This window comes from Synechococcus sp. Cu2B8-bc1011 (assembly GCF_047302735.1).
In the GTDB taxonomy this organism is placed as follows: domain Bacteria; phylum Cyanobacteriota; class Cyanobacteriia; order PCC-6307; family Cyanobiaceae; genus Synechococcus_C.
Genome location: NZ_CP138915.1, coordinates 1,700,750 through 1,718,475, shown reverse-complemented (window position 1 = coordinate 1,718,475; position 17,726 = coordinate 1,700,750). Strand labels below are relative to the sequence as shown.

15 protein-coding genes are annotated in these 17,726 nt (G+C 52.6%); 4 read left to right on the top strand and 11 right to left on the bottom strand.

What is annotated here, in order from left to right; all coding sequences use genetic code 11:
• Positions 1 to 78: 78 nt before the first annotated feature.
• A complete protein-coding gene (gene chlP / locus SIC18_RS08935; protein ID WP_413429366.1) occupies positions 79 to 1,467 on the top strand; it encodes a geranylgeranyl reductase in 1,389 nt (462 codons plus the stop codon).
• Between the two features lie 21 nt (positions 1,468 to 1,488).
• On the opposite strand, the gene glyS is transcribed toward chlP, so the two are convergent.
• Positions 1,489 to 3,648, bottom strand: a complete 2,160-nt coding sequence (gene glyS / locus SIC18_RS08930; RefSeq protein WP_048346413.1) for a glycine--tRNA ligase subunit beta — start codon at positions 3,646 to 3,648, stop codon at positions 1,489 to 1,491.
• Between the two features lie 161 nt (positions 3,649 to 3,809).
• Between glyS and SIC18_RS08925 the strand changes: the two genes are divergently transcribed.
• On the top strand, positions 3,810 to 5,534 hold the full coding sequence (locus SIC18_RS08925; RefSeq protein ID WP_048348115.1) for an NADPH-dependent assimilatory sulfite reductase hemoprotein subunit: 1,725 nt from the start codon (positions 3,810 to 3,812) through the stop codon (positions 5,532 to 5,534).
• Here the strand turns inward: SIC18_RS08925 and SIC18_RS08920 are convergent.
• The 6 genes from SIC18_RS08920 to SIC18_RS08895 all read right to left on the bottom strand — a co-directional run bounded on the left by SIC18_RS08920 (position 5,518) and on the right by SIC18_RS08895 (position 12,072).
• Entirely contained in the window at positions 5,518 to 6,261 is a 744-nt protein-coding gene (locus SIC18_RS08920) for a M15 family metallopeptidase (RefSeq protein WP_048346412.1), read from the bottom strand. The genes SIC18_RS08925 and SIC18_RS08920 overlap by 17 nt on opposite strands.
• Before the next feature lie 87 nt (positions 6,262 to 6,348).
• Positions 6,349 to 8,883 (bottom strand): ATP-dependent DNA helicase RecG, encoded by a 2,535-nt coding sequence (gene recG / locus SIC18_RS08915; RefSeq protein WP_048346411.1) that lies wholly within the window; start codon positions 8,881 to 8,883, stop codon positions 6,349 to 6,351.
• A complete protein-coding gene (locus tag SIC18_RS08910) occupies positions 8,847 to 10,019 on the bottom strand; it encodes a hypothetical protein (protein WP_413429365.1) in 1,173 nt (390 codons plus the stop codon). Before SIC18_RS08910 ends, recG begins: the two co-directional genes overlap by 37 nt.
• A 2-nt stretch (positions 10,020 to 10,021) precedes the next feature.
• On the bottom strand, positions 10,022 to 10,678 hold the full coding sequence (gene tsf / locus SIC18_RS08905) for a translation elongation factor Ts (RefSeq protein WP_048346410.1): 657 nt from the start codon (positions 10,676 to 10,678) through the stop codon (positions 10,022 to 10,024).
• 99 nt (positions 10,679 to 10,777) lie between these two features.
• Complete coding sequence (gene rpsB, locus SIC18_RS08900; protein ID WP_048346409.1) at positions 10,778 to 11,488, bottom strand: 30S ribosomal protein S2; 711 nt, start codon at positions 11,486 to 11,488, stop codon at positions 10,778 to 10,780.
• Between the two features lie 134 nt (positions 11,489 to 11,622).
• Positions 11,623 to 12,072, bottom strand: a complete 450-nt coding sequence (locus tag SIC18_RS08895) for a DUF3531 family protein (protein WP_413429363.1) — start codon at positions 12,070 to 12,072, stop codon at positions 11,623 to 11,625.
• A 107-nt stretch (positions 12,073 to 12,179) separates the two neighbouring features.
• Between SIC18_RS08895 and SIC18_RS08890 the strand changes: the two genes are divergently transcribed.
• Both SIC18_RS08890 and hslO read left to right on the top strand, forming a co-directional pair.
• Positions 12,180 to 12,821 (top strand): ABC transporter ATP-binding protein, encoded by a 642-nt coding sequence (locus SIC18_RS08890; protein ID WP_048346407.1) that lies wholly within the window; start codon positions 12,180 to 12,182, stop codon positions 12,819 to 12,821.
• 12 nt (positions 12,822 to 12,833) lie between these two features.
• Complete coding sequence (gene hslO / locus SIC18_RS08885) at positions 12,834 to 13,739, top strand: Hsp33 family molecular chaperone HslO (RefSeq protein ID WP_048346406.1); 906 nt, start codon at positions 12,834 to 12,836, stop codon at positions 13,737 to 13,739.
• 9 nt (positions 13,740 to 13,748) lie between these two features.
• Here the strand turns inward: hslO and SIC18_RS08880 are convergent, their stop codons facing one another.
• The 4 genes from SIC18_RS08880 to SIC18_RS08865 all read right to left on the bottom strand — a co-directional run bounded on the left by SIC18_RS08880 (position 13,749) and on the right by SIC18_RS08865 (position 17,182).
• Positions 13,749 to 14,438, bottom strand: coding sequence for a CPP1-like family protein (locus SIC18_RS08880; RefSeq protein WP_048346405.1), 690 nt, complete (start codon positions 14,436 to 14,438; stop codon positions 13,749 to 13,751).
• Between the two features lie 64 nt (positions 14,439 to 14,502).
• Complete coding sequence (locus SIC18_RS08875) at positions 14,503 to 14,739, bottom strand: hypothetical protein (protein WP_048346404.1); 237 nt, start codon at positions 14,737 to 14,739, stop codon at positions 14,503 to 14,505.
• A 60-nt stretch (positions 14,740 to 14,799) separates the two neighbouring features.
• Positions 14,800 to 16,464, bottom strand: a complete 1,665-nt coding sequence (locus SIC18_RS08870) for a peptide chain release factor 3 (RefSeq protein ID WP_413429361.1) — start codon at positions 16,462 to 16,464, stop codon at positions 14,800 to 14,802.
• 55 nt (positions 16,465 to 16,519) lie between these two features.
• The gene (locus SIC18_RS08865) at positions 16,520 to 17,182 is read right to left on the bottom strand and encodes a class I SAM-dependent methyltransferase (RefSeq protein ID WP_413429360.1); all 663 of its coding nucleotides are present in this window, start codon (positions 17,180 to 17,182) and stop codon (positions 16,520 to 16,522) included.
• Positions 17,183 to 17,726: the final 544 nt, after the last annotated feature.

Genomic DNA, 17,726 nt, shown 5'->3' with positions numbered 1-17,726 from the left:
GGGGTCCGCCAGGGCCCACTACCACTTTTCTGGATGCGTGATTAGTTTGAAATCAAAGACCCGGCGGAGTTTGCTGAGATGCTGAGAGTTGCCGTTGTCGGTGGTGGACCGAGCGGATCCTGTGCCGCAGAAGTGCTTGCACGGGCCGGCATCAAGACTTGGTTATTCGAGAGAAAACTTGATAACGCCAAGCCTTGCGGGGGAGCGATTCCGCTTTGCATGGTTGAGGAATTCGATCTTCCCGATTCGATCATCGACCGAAAAGTTCGGAACATGAAGATGATTTCACCCTCCAATCGGGAGGTGGATATCAAGTTGGATCCCCTCGGTTACGACGACAACGCCTACATCGGCATGTGTCGGCGCGAGGTGTTCGACTCCTTCCTTCGCAACCGAGCTGCAGATTTAGGCACCACTCTGATTAATGGGTTGGTGCAAAAGATCGACACCGGCGACAAACGCCAAGGTCCTTACACCCTCCATTACGCCGATTACAGCGCAGGCGGTCCTACTGGCGAAATGAAAAGCCTGGAAGTGGATCTCATCATCGGCGCCGATGGGGCCAACTCCCGCGTCGCCAAAGCGATGGACGCTGGTGACTACAAGGTGGCGATCGCGTTCCAAGAGCGCATCAAGCTGCCAGCAGAAGAGATGGTGTACTACGAAGATCTCGCCGAGATGTACGTAGGAACAGATGTCTCACCCGACTTCTATGCCTGGGTCTTTCCTAAGTACGACCACGTTGCCGTGGGGACTGGAACCATGCAACAAAATCAATCCCTAATTAAGGGTCTTCAGAGAGGAATCCGCGAACGCGCCCGTAAACGCTTGTTCAAGGGCGAAGTGATCAAAGTTGAAGCTCACCCAATTCCCGAACATCCTCGCCCTCGCAGAGTGGTAGGCCGTATGGCGCTTGTGGGAGATGCCGCTGGATACGTCACCAAAAGTTCTGGAGAAGGGATCTACTTCGCCGCAAAAAGCGGTCGGATGTGTGCAGAAGCGATCGTTGAAATCTCCAAAAATGGCACCCAGATGCCCACTGAAAAAGAGATCAAGAACACTTACTTGAAACGTTGGGATCGTAAGTACGGAGCAACGTACATCGTGCTCGATATTCTTCAACGCATCTTCTATCGCACCGATGCAGCTCGAGAAGCGTTCGTTGAAATGTGCGATGACCAAGACGTCCAGAAGCTCACCTTCGACAGCTATCTGTACAAAAAGGTGGTGATGATGAATCCCTGGCAACAGGTGAAGCTCACCGCTCGCACTCTTGCCAGTCTTCTGCGTGGTCAAGCCCTAGCCCCCTCGTCGTACCACTCCGTTCCCTCAGCCGTAGGACGATCGGATGGAGATTTCCTAGCGGACGAAGCCGCCCAAGCGATCAAAGCGCAGAGCTCAAGCCATGCTCCTCAAAAAAGTGAGGCGGAGATCGAGGAAGAGCGTTCCAAGGTCACTGCAGGCTGAAGCAAGCCTCTCTACGAGGCATCAGGACTGAATGCAATCAAATTGCGCCAGTACTGATGCCTGATTTTTCAAAACACCAAGAAGATTAAGGCGATTACGGCGGACATCGAGGTTGTCCGCCATCACCATCACGCTGTCCGGGCCATCAAAAAAGGCCTCAAGAGCCTTAGCAGCACCCTGTAAACCTTCTGCAAGCTGGATGTAATTGCCTGATTGTGCGAGAGGCGACAGGTCGTCCAGAGATTGCAACAGCGAGGCTTCACTCGCTGATTCAAATAAATCGGGTTGAACAACCCCCGAAGCTGTGAGCTGATCGCTTCCGAGGTCTCCCTTTTCGGCCAGTTTGGCTGCACGTTGAACGACCGCTTGCACTGCCTGTAGGCGTTGATCGCGACGCAGCTGTTGGAGCAAGGCAAGACGTTCCCGAGCATCCACTGGATCACCGAGCAGACGCGCATCGCCAACGGCCTCGCCAGCCACGGCTTGAACCAAATCGGCCGGGAAACCATCCTCCTCAAACTGAGACACCATTCGCTGTCGCAGTAAAAGCGACAGATCTGCCACTAAGGCCTCCGGTTTCACTGCAAAAGAGGGAAAGAGTTCTGCCCAATACCGTGCTGCTTTCAACAACAGGCTTGGCAAAGAAAGACGCCAACCACGATCCCAAAGGATCTGAACAATGCCATTTCCAGCCCGTCGCAAGGCATACGGATCGGATGAGCCACTGGGGCGATCGCCCTTGGCGTAGATGCTTAATAGCAATTCCAAGCGTTCCGCAAGGGCCAAAAGTGCTCCTGCATCACTGGAAGGAAGAGCATCTCCAGCACCACGAGGTTGATAGTGCTCAGCCACTGCCAGGGCAACCTGGCGATCTTCACCCTCCTCTAACAAGTATTTTCCGCCGATCAACCCCTGCAGCTCAGGGAACTCGCCCACCATCTGGCTCACCAAATCATGTTTGCAGAGGTGAGCGGCTCGCTTGGCATGGATCGCAATCTCTGAAGTGATGGAAAGCGATTCGATCAAACGCTCCGTCATCCAAGACATCCGCTCACAGCGATCACGCAGGCTGCCGAGCCCCTTCGCGAAAGTGACGCGATCTAGGGACTCTCGGCGTGCTTCGCTCGCACTTTTTCGATCGACATTCAGAAAAAATTCAGCATCAGCAAGGCGGGCCCCTAACACCCGTTCGTTGCCACGCACGATGGTTGCATCCGCACGATCGAGGCCATTGCTCACCAGCAAGAATTTTGAGAGCAGTCCGTCGCGAGCCTGAAGGGCCAAGGGATCGTGGTGTGCGTTCTCCCGTTTCAACGGGACATAACGCTGGTGGGACTGCATCACAGTGATAATCACTTCTGGTGGCAACTCGAGATAACAATCGGCAATCTCCCCACTCAGAACCCTGGGGGCTTCCACAAGATCAACCAATTCTTCAAAGAGAGCTTCAGGACAATCAACAGAGGCAGAACAAGCCTGAGCCTCGGAGTCCAAAGCTGAGCGAATCAAGTGCTCACGCTGGGATCGATCCACCATCACACCAGCCTTCGCTAAGGCATCGCAATAATCATCTGCATGCTGGATTTCCACTGTGCTGTCGCGGAGACGATGGGATCGACTCAAACGACCGCTTTGAACCTGTGGTTTCGCAGCTGAAAGAGTCACTGGAATGAGCTCAGACCCATACAGCGAAACCAGCCAACGCACAGGACGACTGAAACGCTGATCACCATCGCCCCAGCGCATGAATCGCCTGCCTTGCAACCCATTGATCCAGGCAGGAATGCGCTCAATCAAAAGGGTTGTGGTGGCGTCACCTGGGGTGCAAACCCTGGCGAACAAACAAGCCCCCTTTGGAGTGTCACGCGATTGGAGTTCAGCAGGATCCACTCCGCATCGTTTAGCAAAACCCAAAGCAGCGGGACCGGGCTTGCCATCCACCAGAGCCTGCTTCACGGGAGGTCCCTTGCGTTCTTCTTCTAAATCTGGCTGTCGTTCAATCAACGACTCCACCACCACAGCAAGACGTCTAGGCGTCCCCGACACCCTGACTTGGCCATGACTTAAACGAAGGTCCTTCAGATCGGACACCACCATTTGCTCAAGCTGCTTCAGCGCCGAGAGCACAAACTCTGCTGGCAGTTCCTCGGTACCGATTTCAAGGAGGAATGTTGAGGACACGCCGTTTGGATATGTAGGAATTGACTGTATTGGAAGCCGCTTCGCTAGTTTCAAAAGACCTATCCCTTGAATCCGTGAACGAAGGTTTGACGACGACCTCAGGGACGCAAGATGCAGGTCTCGATCGGACGCTTGATGGCCCTTCTACACCTACAGAATCGATTGACACAGCTCTGTCGAAGGCTGAAAAGCGAAAGCTCTATAGCGGTCATCTTAGAGAACCTTTATTAACAGAGCTCAACAACGAAGAAATTCGCTTTAGTGAGGACGCAGTTCAGTTACTGAAGTTTCATGGGAGCTATCAACAGAATCATAGAGAATTAAGAAAAACCGACAAGATTAAGTGCTGGCAGATGATGCTTCGTCTGCGCAATCCAGGAGGACGAGTTCCTGCACAACTTTTTGCGGCTCTCGACGACCTTTCCAACCAATACGGAAACGGCACCCTACGCATCACAACACGCCAAGCCTTTCAAATGCATGGCATTCCGAAAGCAGACCTTAAAACAGTTATTGGAACAATCATAAAAAACCTTGGATCTACATTAGCTGCCTGTGGCGATATCAATAGGAATGTGATGGCACCAGCTGCACCCTTTGAAAACAATGGATACCCGGCTGCCAGACAACTTGCTGACAAAATAGCTGACTTACTAAGCCCAAAAGCAGCTGAAGGATCTTACTTAGACATGTGGGTTGATGGTGACCTTAGTTATCGATTTAAACCTGCGAAACCTGTCAAGCAAGCTCGCGAACGACAGTTTGAGCAAGGGGTCTTTTCCGGAAGCCAGGATGAACCGATTTATGGCGATACGTACCTCCCAAGAAAATTTAAAGTCGCCGTCACAGTTCCTGGAGACAACTCAGTTGACCTTCTGACACAAGACATAGGACTCGTTCTATTCACAAACAAAAATGGAGCCATGCGTGGATGCAATGTTTACGTTGGCGGGGGCTTAGGAAGAACACATAACCAAGACGATACTTTTGCACGTATCGCTGATCCTTTAGGTTATGTCGACGCTGAAAATATTTTCGACCTCCTGCAATCAATAATGGCCCTACAGCGAGACCATGGGGACCGTGAGGTTAGAAAGCATGCTCGCATGAAATACCTGCTTCATAATCGTGGAATTCAGTGGTTTCGCGAAACCTTGATCAAGGATTACTTCAAAAGAGATATTAAAAGCTTGATCAAAGAATCACCTACTAAATTAATGGACTACCTGGGATGGAATCGTCAAAAGCCAGGCCTATGGTTTGTGGGCCTCCCTTTCATGTGTGGCCGACTCGAAGGATCTGTGAAAGCAGGAATTCGCTCCATTGTTGAAAGATACCAATTAGAAATTCGACTCACTCCAAATCAAGATTTACTGCTTTGCAACATCGGCTCCAGTCAAAAATCATCTATCAAAAGGGAGCTTGCCGAATTAGGTTTTGAACTCCCAGCAGAGGTTGATCCTCTTGCCCGTCATGCCCTCGCTTGCCCAGCCTTACCCACCTGCGGACTGGCCGTTACAGAATCGGAACGCGTGCTTCCAGATGTTCTTGAAAGACTTAATTCCCAGCTCAATCATTTAGAGATCAAGAAATCCATCTTGGTCCGTATGACGGGATGTCCGAATGGTTGCGCTCGTCCTTACATGGCCGAGCTTGGTCTTGTCGGAAGCGGAGTCAACCAATATCAGCTCTGGCTTGGGGGCAGCGCCAATTTGCAGCGACTTGCTCGTCCGTTCCTACAGAAAATGCCTCTGGAAGACCTTGAAACAACCCTCGAACCCTTACTTCTGAGCTGGAAAGATGCTGGAGGCCGGCGTGGCTTTGGCGAACACATCACCAAACTTGGTGATGCCACCGTTCAAGAGATGCTCAAGGTTCCAAGCTGAATACATTTGGATCACGCCCATAAATGGCACGATCCTGATGAACGGTCCAAGCCCAAAGCTGATCGCCAAAACTGAAGTGCCACCACTCATTCGGGTGACGGACAAATCCCGCTTGAGTCATCACACGATGCAGCAAACATCGACGGCTATGAAATAAAGCAGCAGGCCCATCAGGATCATCCACCGCTGCATCAGCATGGTGAAGCGGGAGAGACTCGGGTCCAATCGCATCGATCTCCCCCCCCATATCCAAGGGCCTCCCCTGTGCATCAATGAGAGTGAGATCCACAGCAGCACCAGTGCTGTGGGGCGGCGGTTTTAACAAATCAGTACTGGGTGGAGCCCAAAAACGAGCCACCTCTGAGCGAATATTTTCCAAGCGATGCAGCTGGTCTGAATCATCAGCATCAATGCCTTGGCGAGCACACTCCTGCTCAATGGCGTGGTTCACCATGAACGCTTGAACAGTCACTGGGCGCCAGGCATCGAAAATGCCTAGCCGAAGTGGTTGAAGTCCAGCCTCCGTCGAGAGGCCCTGGAGATGAACTTGAGCAGCGAGCAAACGGCTCCTCACTCCTTGGCGAAGACAAAAGGGGTCTGCTCCGTTTCCGTAAGGAGCACCTAAGGACACATAGGGGTGCGGCTCCATGCAGGTCAAAAGGGAACGCAGCGGTCGCAAAGATTCCCCGCAATCGTCAATCGTGACGGAATGCCATGGACGCTGCATGCTGAAACAACAGTGAAAACGCTGACAGCAGATTGCCAGTTTCTAGGGAACGACGCATCCCAGATGCGATGTCAATGCGTTGAATGGCTAATTGAGTTGCACAGCTGCGGCAGCCCGCTTGCGTTGCTGTTCCAACAACACACGAATGTGCTCGAAAGACTTGAGGTCGGGATCCTCCTTCAGGATGCTCGCCGCTTCATCACGGGCTTCCTCCAAAACAGAGCCATCGTCCGCCAGGCTGGCGAGTGCCAAATCGGGCAAACCCGATTGCCGGGTACCAAGGACCTGACCAGGACCTCGAAAGCGAAGGTCCATCTCAGCAATCTCAAATCCATCATTGGATCGGACTAAAACTTCAAGGCGTTGTCTGGCTAAGGGATTACGGCTGTCATTCACAAGTAAGCAGTAAGAAGCGGCGGCTCCTCGGCCCACCCTTCCCCGTAACTGGTGCAACTGAGCCAAACCAAAACGATCGGCATGATCAATCACCATCACACTGGCTTCAGGAACATCCACCCCAACTTCCACCACGGTTGTAGACACCAAAATCTGAGTGGCTCCGCCGGCAAAATCAGCAATCACGGCCTGCTTCTCAGGACTAGCTAATCGGCCATGGAGCAGGCCCACGCTGAACTCTGGAAACACCTCCTCCGAGAGCTGACGATGCACATCAACCGCCGAGCGCAGGTCGACTTTTTCTGATTCCTCCACCAGGGGAAGCACCACATAACTGCGCTGCCCCTGAAGCACCTGTTCACGGATAAGTTCATAGGCCTCCTCACGCTCAGAGCTCTTCACAACCCTCGTACGAATCGGAGTGCGCCCCGGAGGCAGCTCATCGATTTGACTGACATCCAAATCACCATGGAGCGAAAGGGCCAAGGTTCGGGGAATCGGAGTGGCCGTCATCGTGAGCAAATGGGGTTGCAAGCCTTTGTCGAGAAGACGGTTGCGTTGACGCACTCCAAAACGATGTTGCTCATCGACCACCACGAGGCCCAGACGATCAAACGCGACTGGATCCTCCAAGAGGGCGTGTGTTCCCACAAGAATGCGCAAAGTACCACCAGAGAGATCACTCAAGATTTGCCGTCGGCTGCGACGCGGAGTTGACCCAGTGAGCAGTTCTACGTTGACGTTCAGTGGAGGCAACCAACAACAGAGACTGCGATAGTGCTGCGCCGCCAAAACCTCTGTTGGCGCCATCAAGGCTCCTTGCCAGCCAGCTTCCACGGCCTTCAGCAGTGCGGCAATTGCCACAACGGTTTTGCCGCTTCCCACATCCCCTTGCACGAGCCGCGCCATCGGTTCAGGGCGCTCGAGATCCTGTTCAATCTCAGACAACACCCGCTTCTGAGCACCCGTGAGTTCAAACGGAAGAAGAGACAGAAAACGACCGACCAATCCTTCACGCTCCACCCCCCTAAGGAGCACGGGTGCTGAACGCTGACGTAAGGCAGCTCTACGTTGCATCAAACTGAGCTGCAAAAGCAGGAATTCGTCAAACACCAAGCGATGACGCGCTTGCTGCAGTTGCTCACTAGTGTCCGGTCGATGAATCGCAACCAGCGCTTGATCGCGCGACAACAAGCCACGCGCGTCCCGGCGAGGCGGAGGCAGGGGGTCAGGCCAAAAGCGAACAGCAGGCAAAACCGTTTCTACCAAGCTTCGAAAACGATCGGCCGTGAGTCCTTCGGTGAGGGGGTACACCGGCAACAACCGGCCAATTTGGCGAGAACGTAAGGGGGCATTGGCGCTCTCCATCACCTCAATCAAGGGATCTTGAAAGCTGACGCCATAGGGCCCGCTTTTGACCAAACCACTCACAGCCACGGTGGCACCCACGGGATACTGACGGGTCTGACCATGGAGGTAGGAAGGATTGCTAAATCGTTTTCCTGCTAAAAAGCGAGTCACCTTGATGCGACCGGTGGGGTCTTGCAGCTGCAATTCAATAATCGAAAGATTGGGGTTTCGAGGACTGGTAAAACCATGAGATCGACGCACAGTGGCCACAATCGTTGCGGTTTCTCCAGCCTCCAAGGCTTCAATTCTGCGTAAGGCGGAGTAGTCGACGTAGTCCCTCGGATAGTGCTGGATCAGATCCCGAACGACAAGCAAACCCAGGCTTGCCAGACGTTCTGCCAACTTGGGACCAATGCCGCGAACCCTGGCAAGCGGTGACTCCAAATCGAACGTTAAAGCTGAGGAACCTGACCGACCGGGAGTGCCATGCGACGACGACACCTTGATCCGTGGTGGCGCGATTGGTGCCGATGGTTCCAGGCGAGCGCGTAAACCATGGAGCCACTGCCGGGTGCCAGTGACGAGACGACGTCGACCAGCATCACCAAGTTCGGGATACGAAGCAAAATCAGTGGCTAAAGACTGAAGACGGACCAAGCTGTCCTTCGGCAAAGTCACCGGGGGCGGCGTTGCCAATTGGCGGCTCAAAAAGGCATGAAAACGTTCATGGCGACCTTGAAGATCGAGAAATCCCCTATCAGCCTCTAAGGAGAGGGACTGCTGCAACGGGCGAAGCCAGGCAAGAAAACACTCCAAGCCCTGACGATCCAGTGCCGGGGTCAGTCCTGACCTGTCATCGGCGGATTGGGCCACCACTGACTGTGCACCTCCTGACTGGTAAGACGGCTCTGCCAATGCCGCTGCTGCTGCACCATTGTGAGCAAATTGCTGCGATGTTGGCGCAATCGGTACCGGCTATGCCGCAGTGAACCGTTGTCGTATTCAAGATCAGCAGGCCTCACCAAAATGCTGAGGATTTCCAACGGCTGGTCTTGAGAGGGAAGAGGCAACGGAAGCTTCAGCCGCAAAAGATTCGAGGGAGAGGGAAGCGCCTGCAACTGTCCAGCGATCGCAGCATCAAGAAGCGTGGTGGGGAGCAGGCTGCTAACCAGACCTGCTCGCAACAGCTCAACATTGAGAGCGTGGGACAAATTTCGAATCCTGCGGCTCAAGGCGGCCTCCTGTCCATCGAACCAGTTCACCAACTCCACTGGCATCGAGGGGAGCAATTCAGCATCAGACTGATCCTCTGGCACAACGGAGGCACCCAAGGCAGAAGCATCGGATTCAAGACGGGCTGGCTCGCCAGCCGGGTCAGCCTGCTGTATCGCCTCACCAGCCATCAAAAACAGGGAGCGCAAGAGATCAAAGTCAGCCGACGTGCCTTCAGCAGCAGCCTCAGAATCGATCGGATCCTGAACAGGCTGCTGGAGTTCATCAATAGGCTCAGTGGATGGCGGATCAACGTCCCCTTCCAAGCGAGGAAGCAATCCCTCCAGAAGATCAGGATGCTCAATGGGTGGGCTAAGGCTTAACTCAATCCCGCTATGGCTGGTCTCTGGTTGGGCACTCTCAACATCAGCCTGAAGAGACTGGCTCACCTCGAGCTGGGCCTGTTGGCGATACTCCAATGCTTCTTTCTGAAGGCGCCTGGACAGATCCATGAGCTGCTCAACAGTCAGCAGACTGGAGCAGCGTTGGACTAGTCCATCAAAGGTCTGCTGAAGTTCAGACTGTTGCTCCGCGGATAGTCGCGACAGTCGTTGACCCCGTTCACACAAGAGATGTCCCACGGCAGTGCGGACGCTCGGCAACAAGAGGTTGCGCAGAAGTTGCAAATAAAGCGCTTGCTCTCGATACAGCAATGGTGCAAGACGCCGGCTTCGTTGTTGAAGCCGGCGCAGCTGTTCCTTAGGGTCGTAACCGCTCGTGGAGTGCGTCTCAGCCGTCAAAATCAGCTGTTAGTCATCGATGCAACTTCCGTTGCAAAGTCGACCTGCTCAATTTCAATCCCTTCACCAAGGGTGTAACGGGTGAAGCGGCGAACCTTGACGTTTTCACCGATCTTTCCTGCAACCTCCTTGACCAAATCAGCCACGGACATGGAGCTGTCACGAATAAAGGGTTGGTCCAGCAAGGACATTTCCTTCAAACGTTTGCCAATTCGTCCTTCGACAATCTTGACCTTCATCTGATCTGGTTTGCCATCCAGATCATCGCGACCCATCTCGATTGACTTCTCACGATCGATGATGTCTTGAGGAATGTCGTCCGTGCTCACGTATTCCACGTTGGGGCAAGCTGCAACTTGCATCGACACGTCGCGAAGCAATCCTTGGAACAGATCTCCACGGGCGACGAAATCAGTCTCACAGTTGAGCTCTAGCAACACTCCCACGCGCGCACCGGTGTGGATGTAACTACCAATCGCACCTTCTGCAGCGGCACGACTTGATTTCTTTTCGGCACTAGCAATGCCTTTCTGACGAAGCCATTCCACGGCTTTCGTTGTATCACCACTGGTTTCTGCCAGGGCTTTCTTGCAATCCATCATCCCTGCGCCAGTTTTGTCGCGCAGTTCTTTAACTAGCTTGGCTGATACGGCCGCCATGAGGTGAATTAAGTGGGGGGGTCTATGGGAATGCCGCTACGGCAAGGAGGACGCAGCGGCGAAAACTAAGCGTGCAAAAGCAAAAGCTGATGATCAGCCCTAGCCATCATCACCACGCCCATCCTGGCCGCCGTGACGACCTTCGTTAATCGCATCAGCCAAACGACTCAAAACCAACTGAATCGAACGGACCGCGTCATCGTTGCAAGGGATAGGAACCTCACAAAGGTCAGGATCGCAATTGGTGTCCAACATCGACACCAAAGAGATGTCAAGCTTGCGAGCCTCCAGCACGGCATTGGTTTCACGACGCTGATCCACAAGCACCACGACGTCGGGAATACGACGCATGTTCTTGAGACCACCTAAGTACTTCTGTAAACGCTCGAGTTCACGACGTAAAACAGCACCTTCCTTCTTGGGACGCATGGCAATAGCGCCACTCGATTCCATCCTCTCAAGATCTTTAAGACGATCAATCCTGGCTTTCATCGTGGTCCAGTTGGTCAGCATTCCGCCAAGCCAGCGCTGGTTCACGTAAGACGATCCGCAGCGAAGGGCTTCTTGAGCCACAACCTCAGACGCTTGCTTTTTGGTGCCAACGAAGAGGAAACGCTTGCCGCTCCTAGCAGCTGAACGCACCCACTTGTAGGCGTTATTCATGCAGACAGCTGTCTGCACCAAATCAATAATGTGAACTCCGTTGCGCGCGCAATAGATGTAGCGCGACATCTTGGGGTTCCAACGACGGGTCTGGTGGCCAAAGTGGGCACCAGCCTCCATCATCTCGGCGAGAGTGACGACAGCCATGATTGTTGAGGGTTTCGGGTTCGCCTCCACCTGTCAGGTATGGCGTGTGATGAGCGAGAACTCAGAGCACAACGTCCAGCACCCGAAACGGACAGGTGTGCGGAATGAGTAGGACGCCTTAATTTAACAAAGAGTCAGTTCATGTTTGGGAACACGCGATCGGGATGATCCTCAACGGGCCAGTCCTCATTGACTCCACCGATCAGCAATTGATCCAGCTTCACAACATCAGAGTTGAGTTGCTTCAAAGCATTAATTAAGACGTCGAGACCAATCCCATCACTGGTGCCCAAGTCCAACCAGCAACGGGCCCACTCCTCGTGATATTCGAGCTGCCCCATGTTGTGCATCAAGGCCGGCATCGATGAGGAGGCCTCGTCATTGTCGTAACTCATGAAGCTCAGGTCCTCTGCTTCTTCATGCACCTGAAGGTTCTCGGCATTGAAGCCACCGAGCCGACCAATGACATACCAGCTGTCAAAGATGCCATCCACGTAATTTCGCTCCCCTTGACTGGGAATTTCACTAAATCGAAGCCACACCCAGCAATTAAACGGATCAACCTCTCGGAAACGAACGTGCATGGCCTATTGGAGACCCTCGCATCATCGCTATCTCAAAAGAGATCGGCCACGATCATGATCAATCATGCTGATCACACCACTGCCATCAACAGAAGCAACTGAGTCGCATGCTGGAACTCAACAACATTCGATTCCGGCCGGCGACGTCAGAACGCGTGGTCCTGGACGAGATCAACCTCAAAGCCTCGCCAGGCATACCGGTGCTGATCTCAGGCAATAGCGGGAGTGGAAAAACAAGCCTGCTTGAAGTGATCAGTGGCTTAGCAGGAGAACAGAAAGGCTCGATTCTCTGGAATCAAGAAGCACTCACGAGACGTCAAAGGCGATGGCTATGTGGCGTGGTGTTTCAGTTTCCTGAACGTCATTTTCTGGGATTGAATGTATCTCAGGAGTTAAAACTTGGCCACAAAAGGCTCACGAGTGAGCAGCGAAGCACTGTGCTTAGGCGAGTCGGCCTCGGTGATGTGGATCTGCGACAGGCACCAGAACGTTTAAGCGGAGGACAACAACGACGCCTTGCCCTAGCCGTGCAGCTATTGCGCCGCCCTGAAGTGCTGCTATTGGATGAACCAACCGCTGGTCTTGATTGGTCCGTTCGCTCCGAAGTGCTCGAACTGCTTCAAGATCTCTCCAAGGATCGACTGCTCATTGTTGTAACCCATGAACCGGATCTCTTTGAGGGGTGGAGCGGACACCATTGGAACCTGAGAGAGGGACGTCTCCACGCTCTGTCACCATTGCCGCTGTGATGCGCAAATGCCATGGGTGACTGCCTTGTCCGGGCCACGGCAGCTGGCGGAGGCATCAGGCTTGTAGCGGTGATCACCACCGAGGCCGCACGCGAAGCGAGACGGAGGCATCGCCTGTCCTATTTGACAACGGTGATGCTCGGGCGTGCCATGAGCGCTGGGCTGTTGCTAGCCAGCTCAATGAAGGTGCGTCACGGCCGTGTGAACTTACGCATTGGCTCCGATGGACCTATCGGTGGTTTGTTTGTCGATGCAGGCAGAGATGGTCGCGTACGCGGGTATGTAGGGAACCCAAAACTGGAATTAGATCCAATCGAAGATGACGCAGGTCACTACAGCTTTGATTTCAATGCCGCTGCAGGTACGGGCTACCTTCATGTTGTGAGGGACGAAGGAAAGGGAGAGCCATTCAGCAGCACTGTTGAATTGGTTCGTGGAGGAATTGGAGAGGATGTTGCATCGTATTTACTGCATTCTGAACAAACACCCTCAGGCGTATTTGTAGGCGAAACGATCAGTCAAGAAGGCCTTGAATGTAGTGGTGGACTATTAGTACAGGTGCTGCCCAAAGCAGCAGAAGAACCAGCTCTGGTTGCTTTACTAGAGGAGCGTTGTCGCGAAATCCACAACTTCAGCAAACATCTACTTGATAATCAGGATCATCTTGAGAATCTGCTCAAAGATGTTTTTCCAGATTTAGATCCTCAACCAATTCCCGCTGGAGAACCGTTACAACCGATCCAATTCTCATGCCCCTGCAGCAGAGAACGAAGCATCAACGCCCTGAGATTATTTGGCAAAAAGGAGCTCAACACGATGCTCAAAGAAGACAAAGGGGCTGAACTCACCTGCCACTTCTGCAGTGAGGTTTACAAACTTGATGAAAAAGAATTATCAGATCTCATCGATAGCCTATGAATCCATCACTCAGAGCAGAAGCAATATGCCAGCAACCAGAACTAAATAGGCTGGCAATGCTTCAAAGAGAATCGGATTCACAGACAATCCTGCTTGGGTCGAGACCAAGGCACCGATCACCGCGCCCAGAACCAGCCCTAAGGCGACGAGAGCCAAACTCCAGCCCAAGGCACCCAATGGTCTTCGACCCCGTTTGACCTGAGAGATGAACAAGCCAATTGTGGAGAGAGCCAGCACTAAATCGACCGCTGTTGGAGCCGCAAGAAGCAGCAACAGACCAATGCCTCCAGCGATCAGTCTCACCAGCAATCCCTGGCCTTCCACCAAACTCAGACTTGGAAGAAAACCGGCAGAGCTCAACCTGGGACTGGGAAGAGAGAGGTTGCGAATTCTGGTTAAAAGAGCAGACGTATTGGCAGGAGTACCTGAAGACGTTGATGCACTTTGGCTTTCAAGGCGGGAAGCGGTCACGGCAGCAGAACTAATGGTTCCTGACTGCCGTTCTCGCAAGCGTCCCATCAGCACTGCGTCATAGGCAGTTTCGATGCGAGCCCTCGCCATTGGATCGTCGCCAGCTGCCTTCAGAGAGGTTTCACGCGCCTGTTGAACCTCCTCAAACCCTGCATCAGCAGAAATTCCAAGCATTTCATAAGGATCCTGGGACTCTGAGCTCGAGCCGAGATCAACCCCTGACGCCATTCATTCAGTTCAATCTGTATTGAGCGTATCGAGCTGAGCGCACAATCGGGTGAGCTGAATTGAATCAAAACAGAGGTTGCCCGTGCTTAAAGCCTTGAAGCTTTTCAAGTTGCCGTTTGCAATGGGGCACTTCAGCGCTGTGAAGCCATTTTCTGCGTTTGATCAAAGGCATTTGGGGCGGAAGGTGGTATCCCTCAACCACCTCAACACGATCTTGAGCGGGACGAAAGCACACATACTCCGTGCCGCCGTCCGAACATGGACGTAACAGCCAGACGTGACTCAGCGCAAACAGATCCATGGATCCAGTCTGGCGAACGTGAAGCAATGTTGCGAGTGAACGAAGGGTTGCAATCGCAACTCAAAGACTGATCGGCTCCACACCGCTCACAACAGGCGCGACGTTACTGAGAACAAGCGCAGGATGCTCCTCCATCAGTTGGTTCAAATTCCATTCGTTTTTGAACAACAAAACGGGGCGATTCCATGCATCGCGCACTGTCTTGCAATTAAAAATACGACCCACATCTTCCAGGGCAGACCAACCACCAGTCACCCAGCGTGCGACCTGAAAACCAAGGGGCTCCAGACGCGTATCAACGCCATACTCATTTTCTAAGCGGTGCTGCACAACTTCCAACTGCAACTGTCCAACCGCGGCAAGGATGGGATCACGCTTACTTTCGTCTGTGTCATAGAGAATTTGAACTGCACCCTCCTCACGAAGCTCGTTCACTCCTTTGCGAAAGTTTTTGAATACAGAAGGATTGGGATTGCGCAACCAACTAAAGATTTCGGGACTAAAGCAAGGAATACCCTCGTATTCGACCTTTGTACCAGTGTAAAGAGTATCTCCAATAGAGAACATTCCAGGATTATTCAAGCCAATCACATCACCGGGATAAGCATCTTCAACAACAGCCCTATCTTGCCCAAATAATTTCTGAGGACGCGAAAGACGAATGGTGCGGCCAGTGCGGGCATGACGCACAGACATATCTTTTTCAAAACGGCCACTACAAACACGAACAAAAGCAACACGATCTCGATGACGTGGATCCATATTGGCTTGAAGCTTGAACACAAACCCGCTGAAATCAGGACGTAAGGGATCAACAGGGCCGTCCGTACCAACTCTTGCAACAGGCTTTTGTGCCATATCCATGAACGCATCAAGGAACGGACGCACCCCGAAATTAGTCATAGCCGAACCAAAAAAGACCGGGGTAAGTTCCCCAGCATGAACCAATTCAAGGTCCAGCACTGCGCCGGCTGCTTCCAAAAGATCAAGATCTTCAACGGCCTGAGCAAGCAACTCTGGCTCCACTAAATCTTTTAATTCTGGATCATCCAAATCCAAGAGCTTTTCTTCAGATTGGCGACCGCGTTCAGCACGGCTGAACAGGACAACCTGACGCGTGCGGCGATCGATGACTCCGCGAAAGAGTTCACCGCTGCCAATCGGCCAATTCACCGCCCAGGGAGTGAGACCTAATTCAGCCTCGATTTCATCCAGAAGAGCTAAAGGCTCTCTTCCTGGACGGTCCATCTTGTTGATGAACGTAAAAATAGGAATTTCACGCATCCTGCAAACCTCAAACAGCTTGCGTGTTTGAGGTTCCAGACCCTTCGCAGCATCCTCAAGCATCACCGCGTTATCAGCGGCAGCGAGAGTGCGATAAGTATCCTCAGAAAAATCCTGGTGACCAGGCGTATCCAGCAAATTAATCGTGCTGCCTGAGTAGTCGAATTGCAGAACGGTCGACGTAATCGAAATACCGCGCTGTTTTTCCAGCTCCATCCAATCGGACGTGACCTTGCGTTGCTCACCTCGAGCCTTCACAGCACCAGCTTGTTGAATCGCACCTCCATACAGCAAAAGCTTCTCGGTGAGTGTGGTTTTTCCTGCATCGGGATGGGAAATAATCGCAAAATTGCGACGTCGAGCCACGGCTTCAGCGAGACCGTCCTCACCGCTTAAGACGTCCAACGACTCGCTGCTATCGGTACCCAAACGCGTGCTCATGATCTCGCTGTTGACACCACCAGCCTGACAGTCAATGGTCGATGCAGCATCAAAATCACCACTGCCCCGAAACTTCAAGGTATCGGTCGTCGAGCTCCATCACGGTGAACTGACCCATTCCAGCCTCGTCAAGTTGTTCGCGGACTTCATCTACAGTGAAGGCAGCGATCAAGGATGCTCGAAAGTCGCGTTGCAACACGGAAGGGGAATTGCTCACATACCGATCGCAAAGCGCATCAACCTCCTGCTCATTCGAGGGGCGACGAAGATCACGATGCAACATGAATGCATTAGGCACAGCAAGCTGCTTCATTGACGCCCATAGCCTTTGAGGATTATGGAGATGATGCAACAGACTATTACTAACAATCACAGAAGCACCTTTTATTTGAGGAATATCATCAAGACAGGAATGGCTTAAATCAAAGAGTAAATAGGTTAAATTATGAATAGCAGGACTTAAACAGGAAAGTCTTTGATTGGCAATCGCGATCATGGAAGGAGCCCCATCAAGACCAATCACTGCCGATAGGGGCCAGCGAGCAGCAAGCCGTTCGGAAATATTCCCCGGACCACAACCTAGATCCAGGATCAAATGAGCTGCGGGGAGAACAGTGCGAGAATGATCAATCAGCTCCGACAAACGTTCGATGACTGAATGATCACCGGAACTAAAGTCCGCCTCTGCATAGGCAACAACCTGATGAGGCGCATTCATCAACTCTGGTTCGGGACAACGTTGCATCAGCCTTCGGAATAAAGAGACTCAACAAAAGTGTTTGAGAAGGATAGATGATATCAATCTTGTTCTCTCCAATCACTTTAATGAAGCGCCGACCAAGCCTCTGGAACACTAACCACAAAAACCGTTCCGCGTACGATTCGAAAAAGATTTAAGCAACACATCATCATCACCAAAGACGAAGATCTTCAGCATCCGACAAGCAACCCAATGGAGATGGGGATCGGCATTCACAGCAAAACTGAGCAAATCTGGAACACTCGCCAGTGGCCCTGAGGTTGCGGGGGAACAGACACCAAACGTCGTTTCATCCCTATCAATCTTTGCAAGCAGTTCCTCAAGCCGCACTGGAAACCACGAAAACCAAAGCACTCCTTGTCCATGGATGCATGAGCTGACGGTACTTAACAATGACCTTTGATCGGTGGTCAGGGAGTTCGATCTCTTGCCAGTGAGGCGAAGCTCAGAGAACGATCAGGCCTCGACCAGAGGCAAAACACCGCTGATAGTGCTTAGAAAG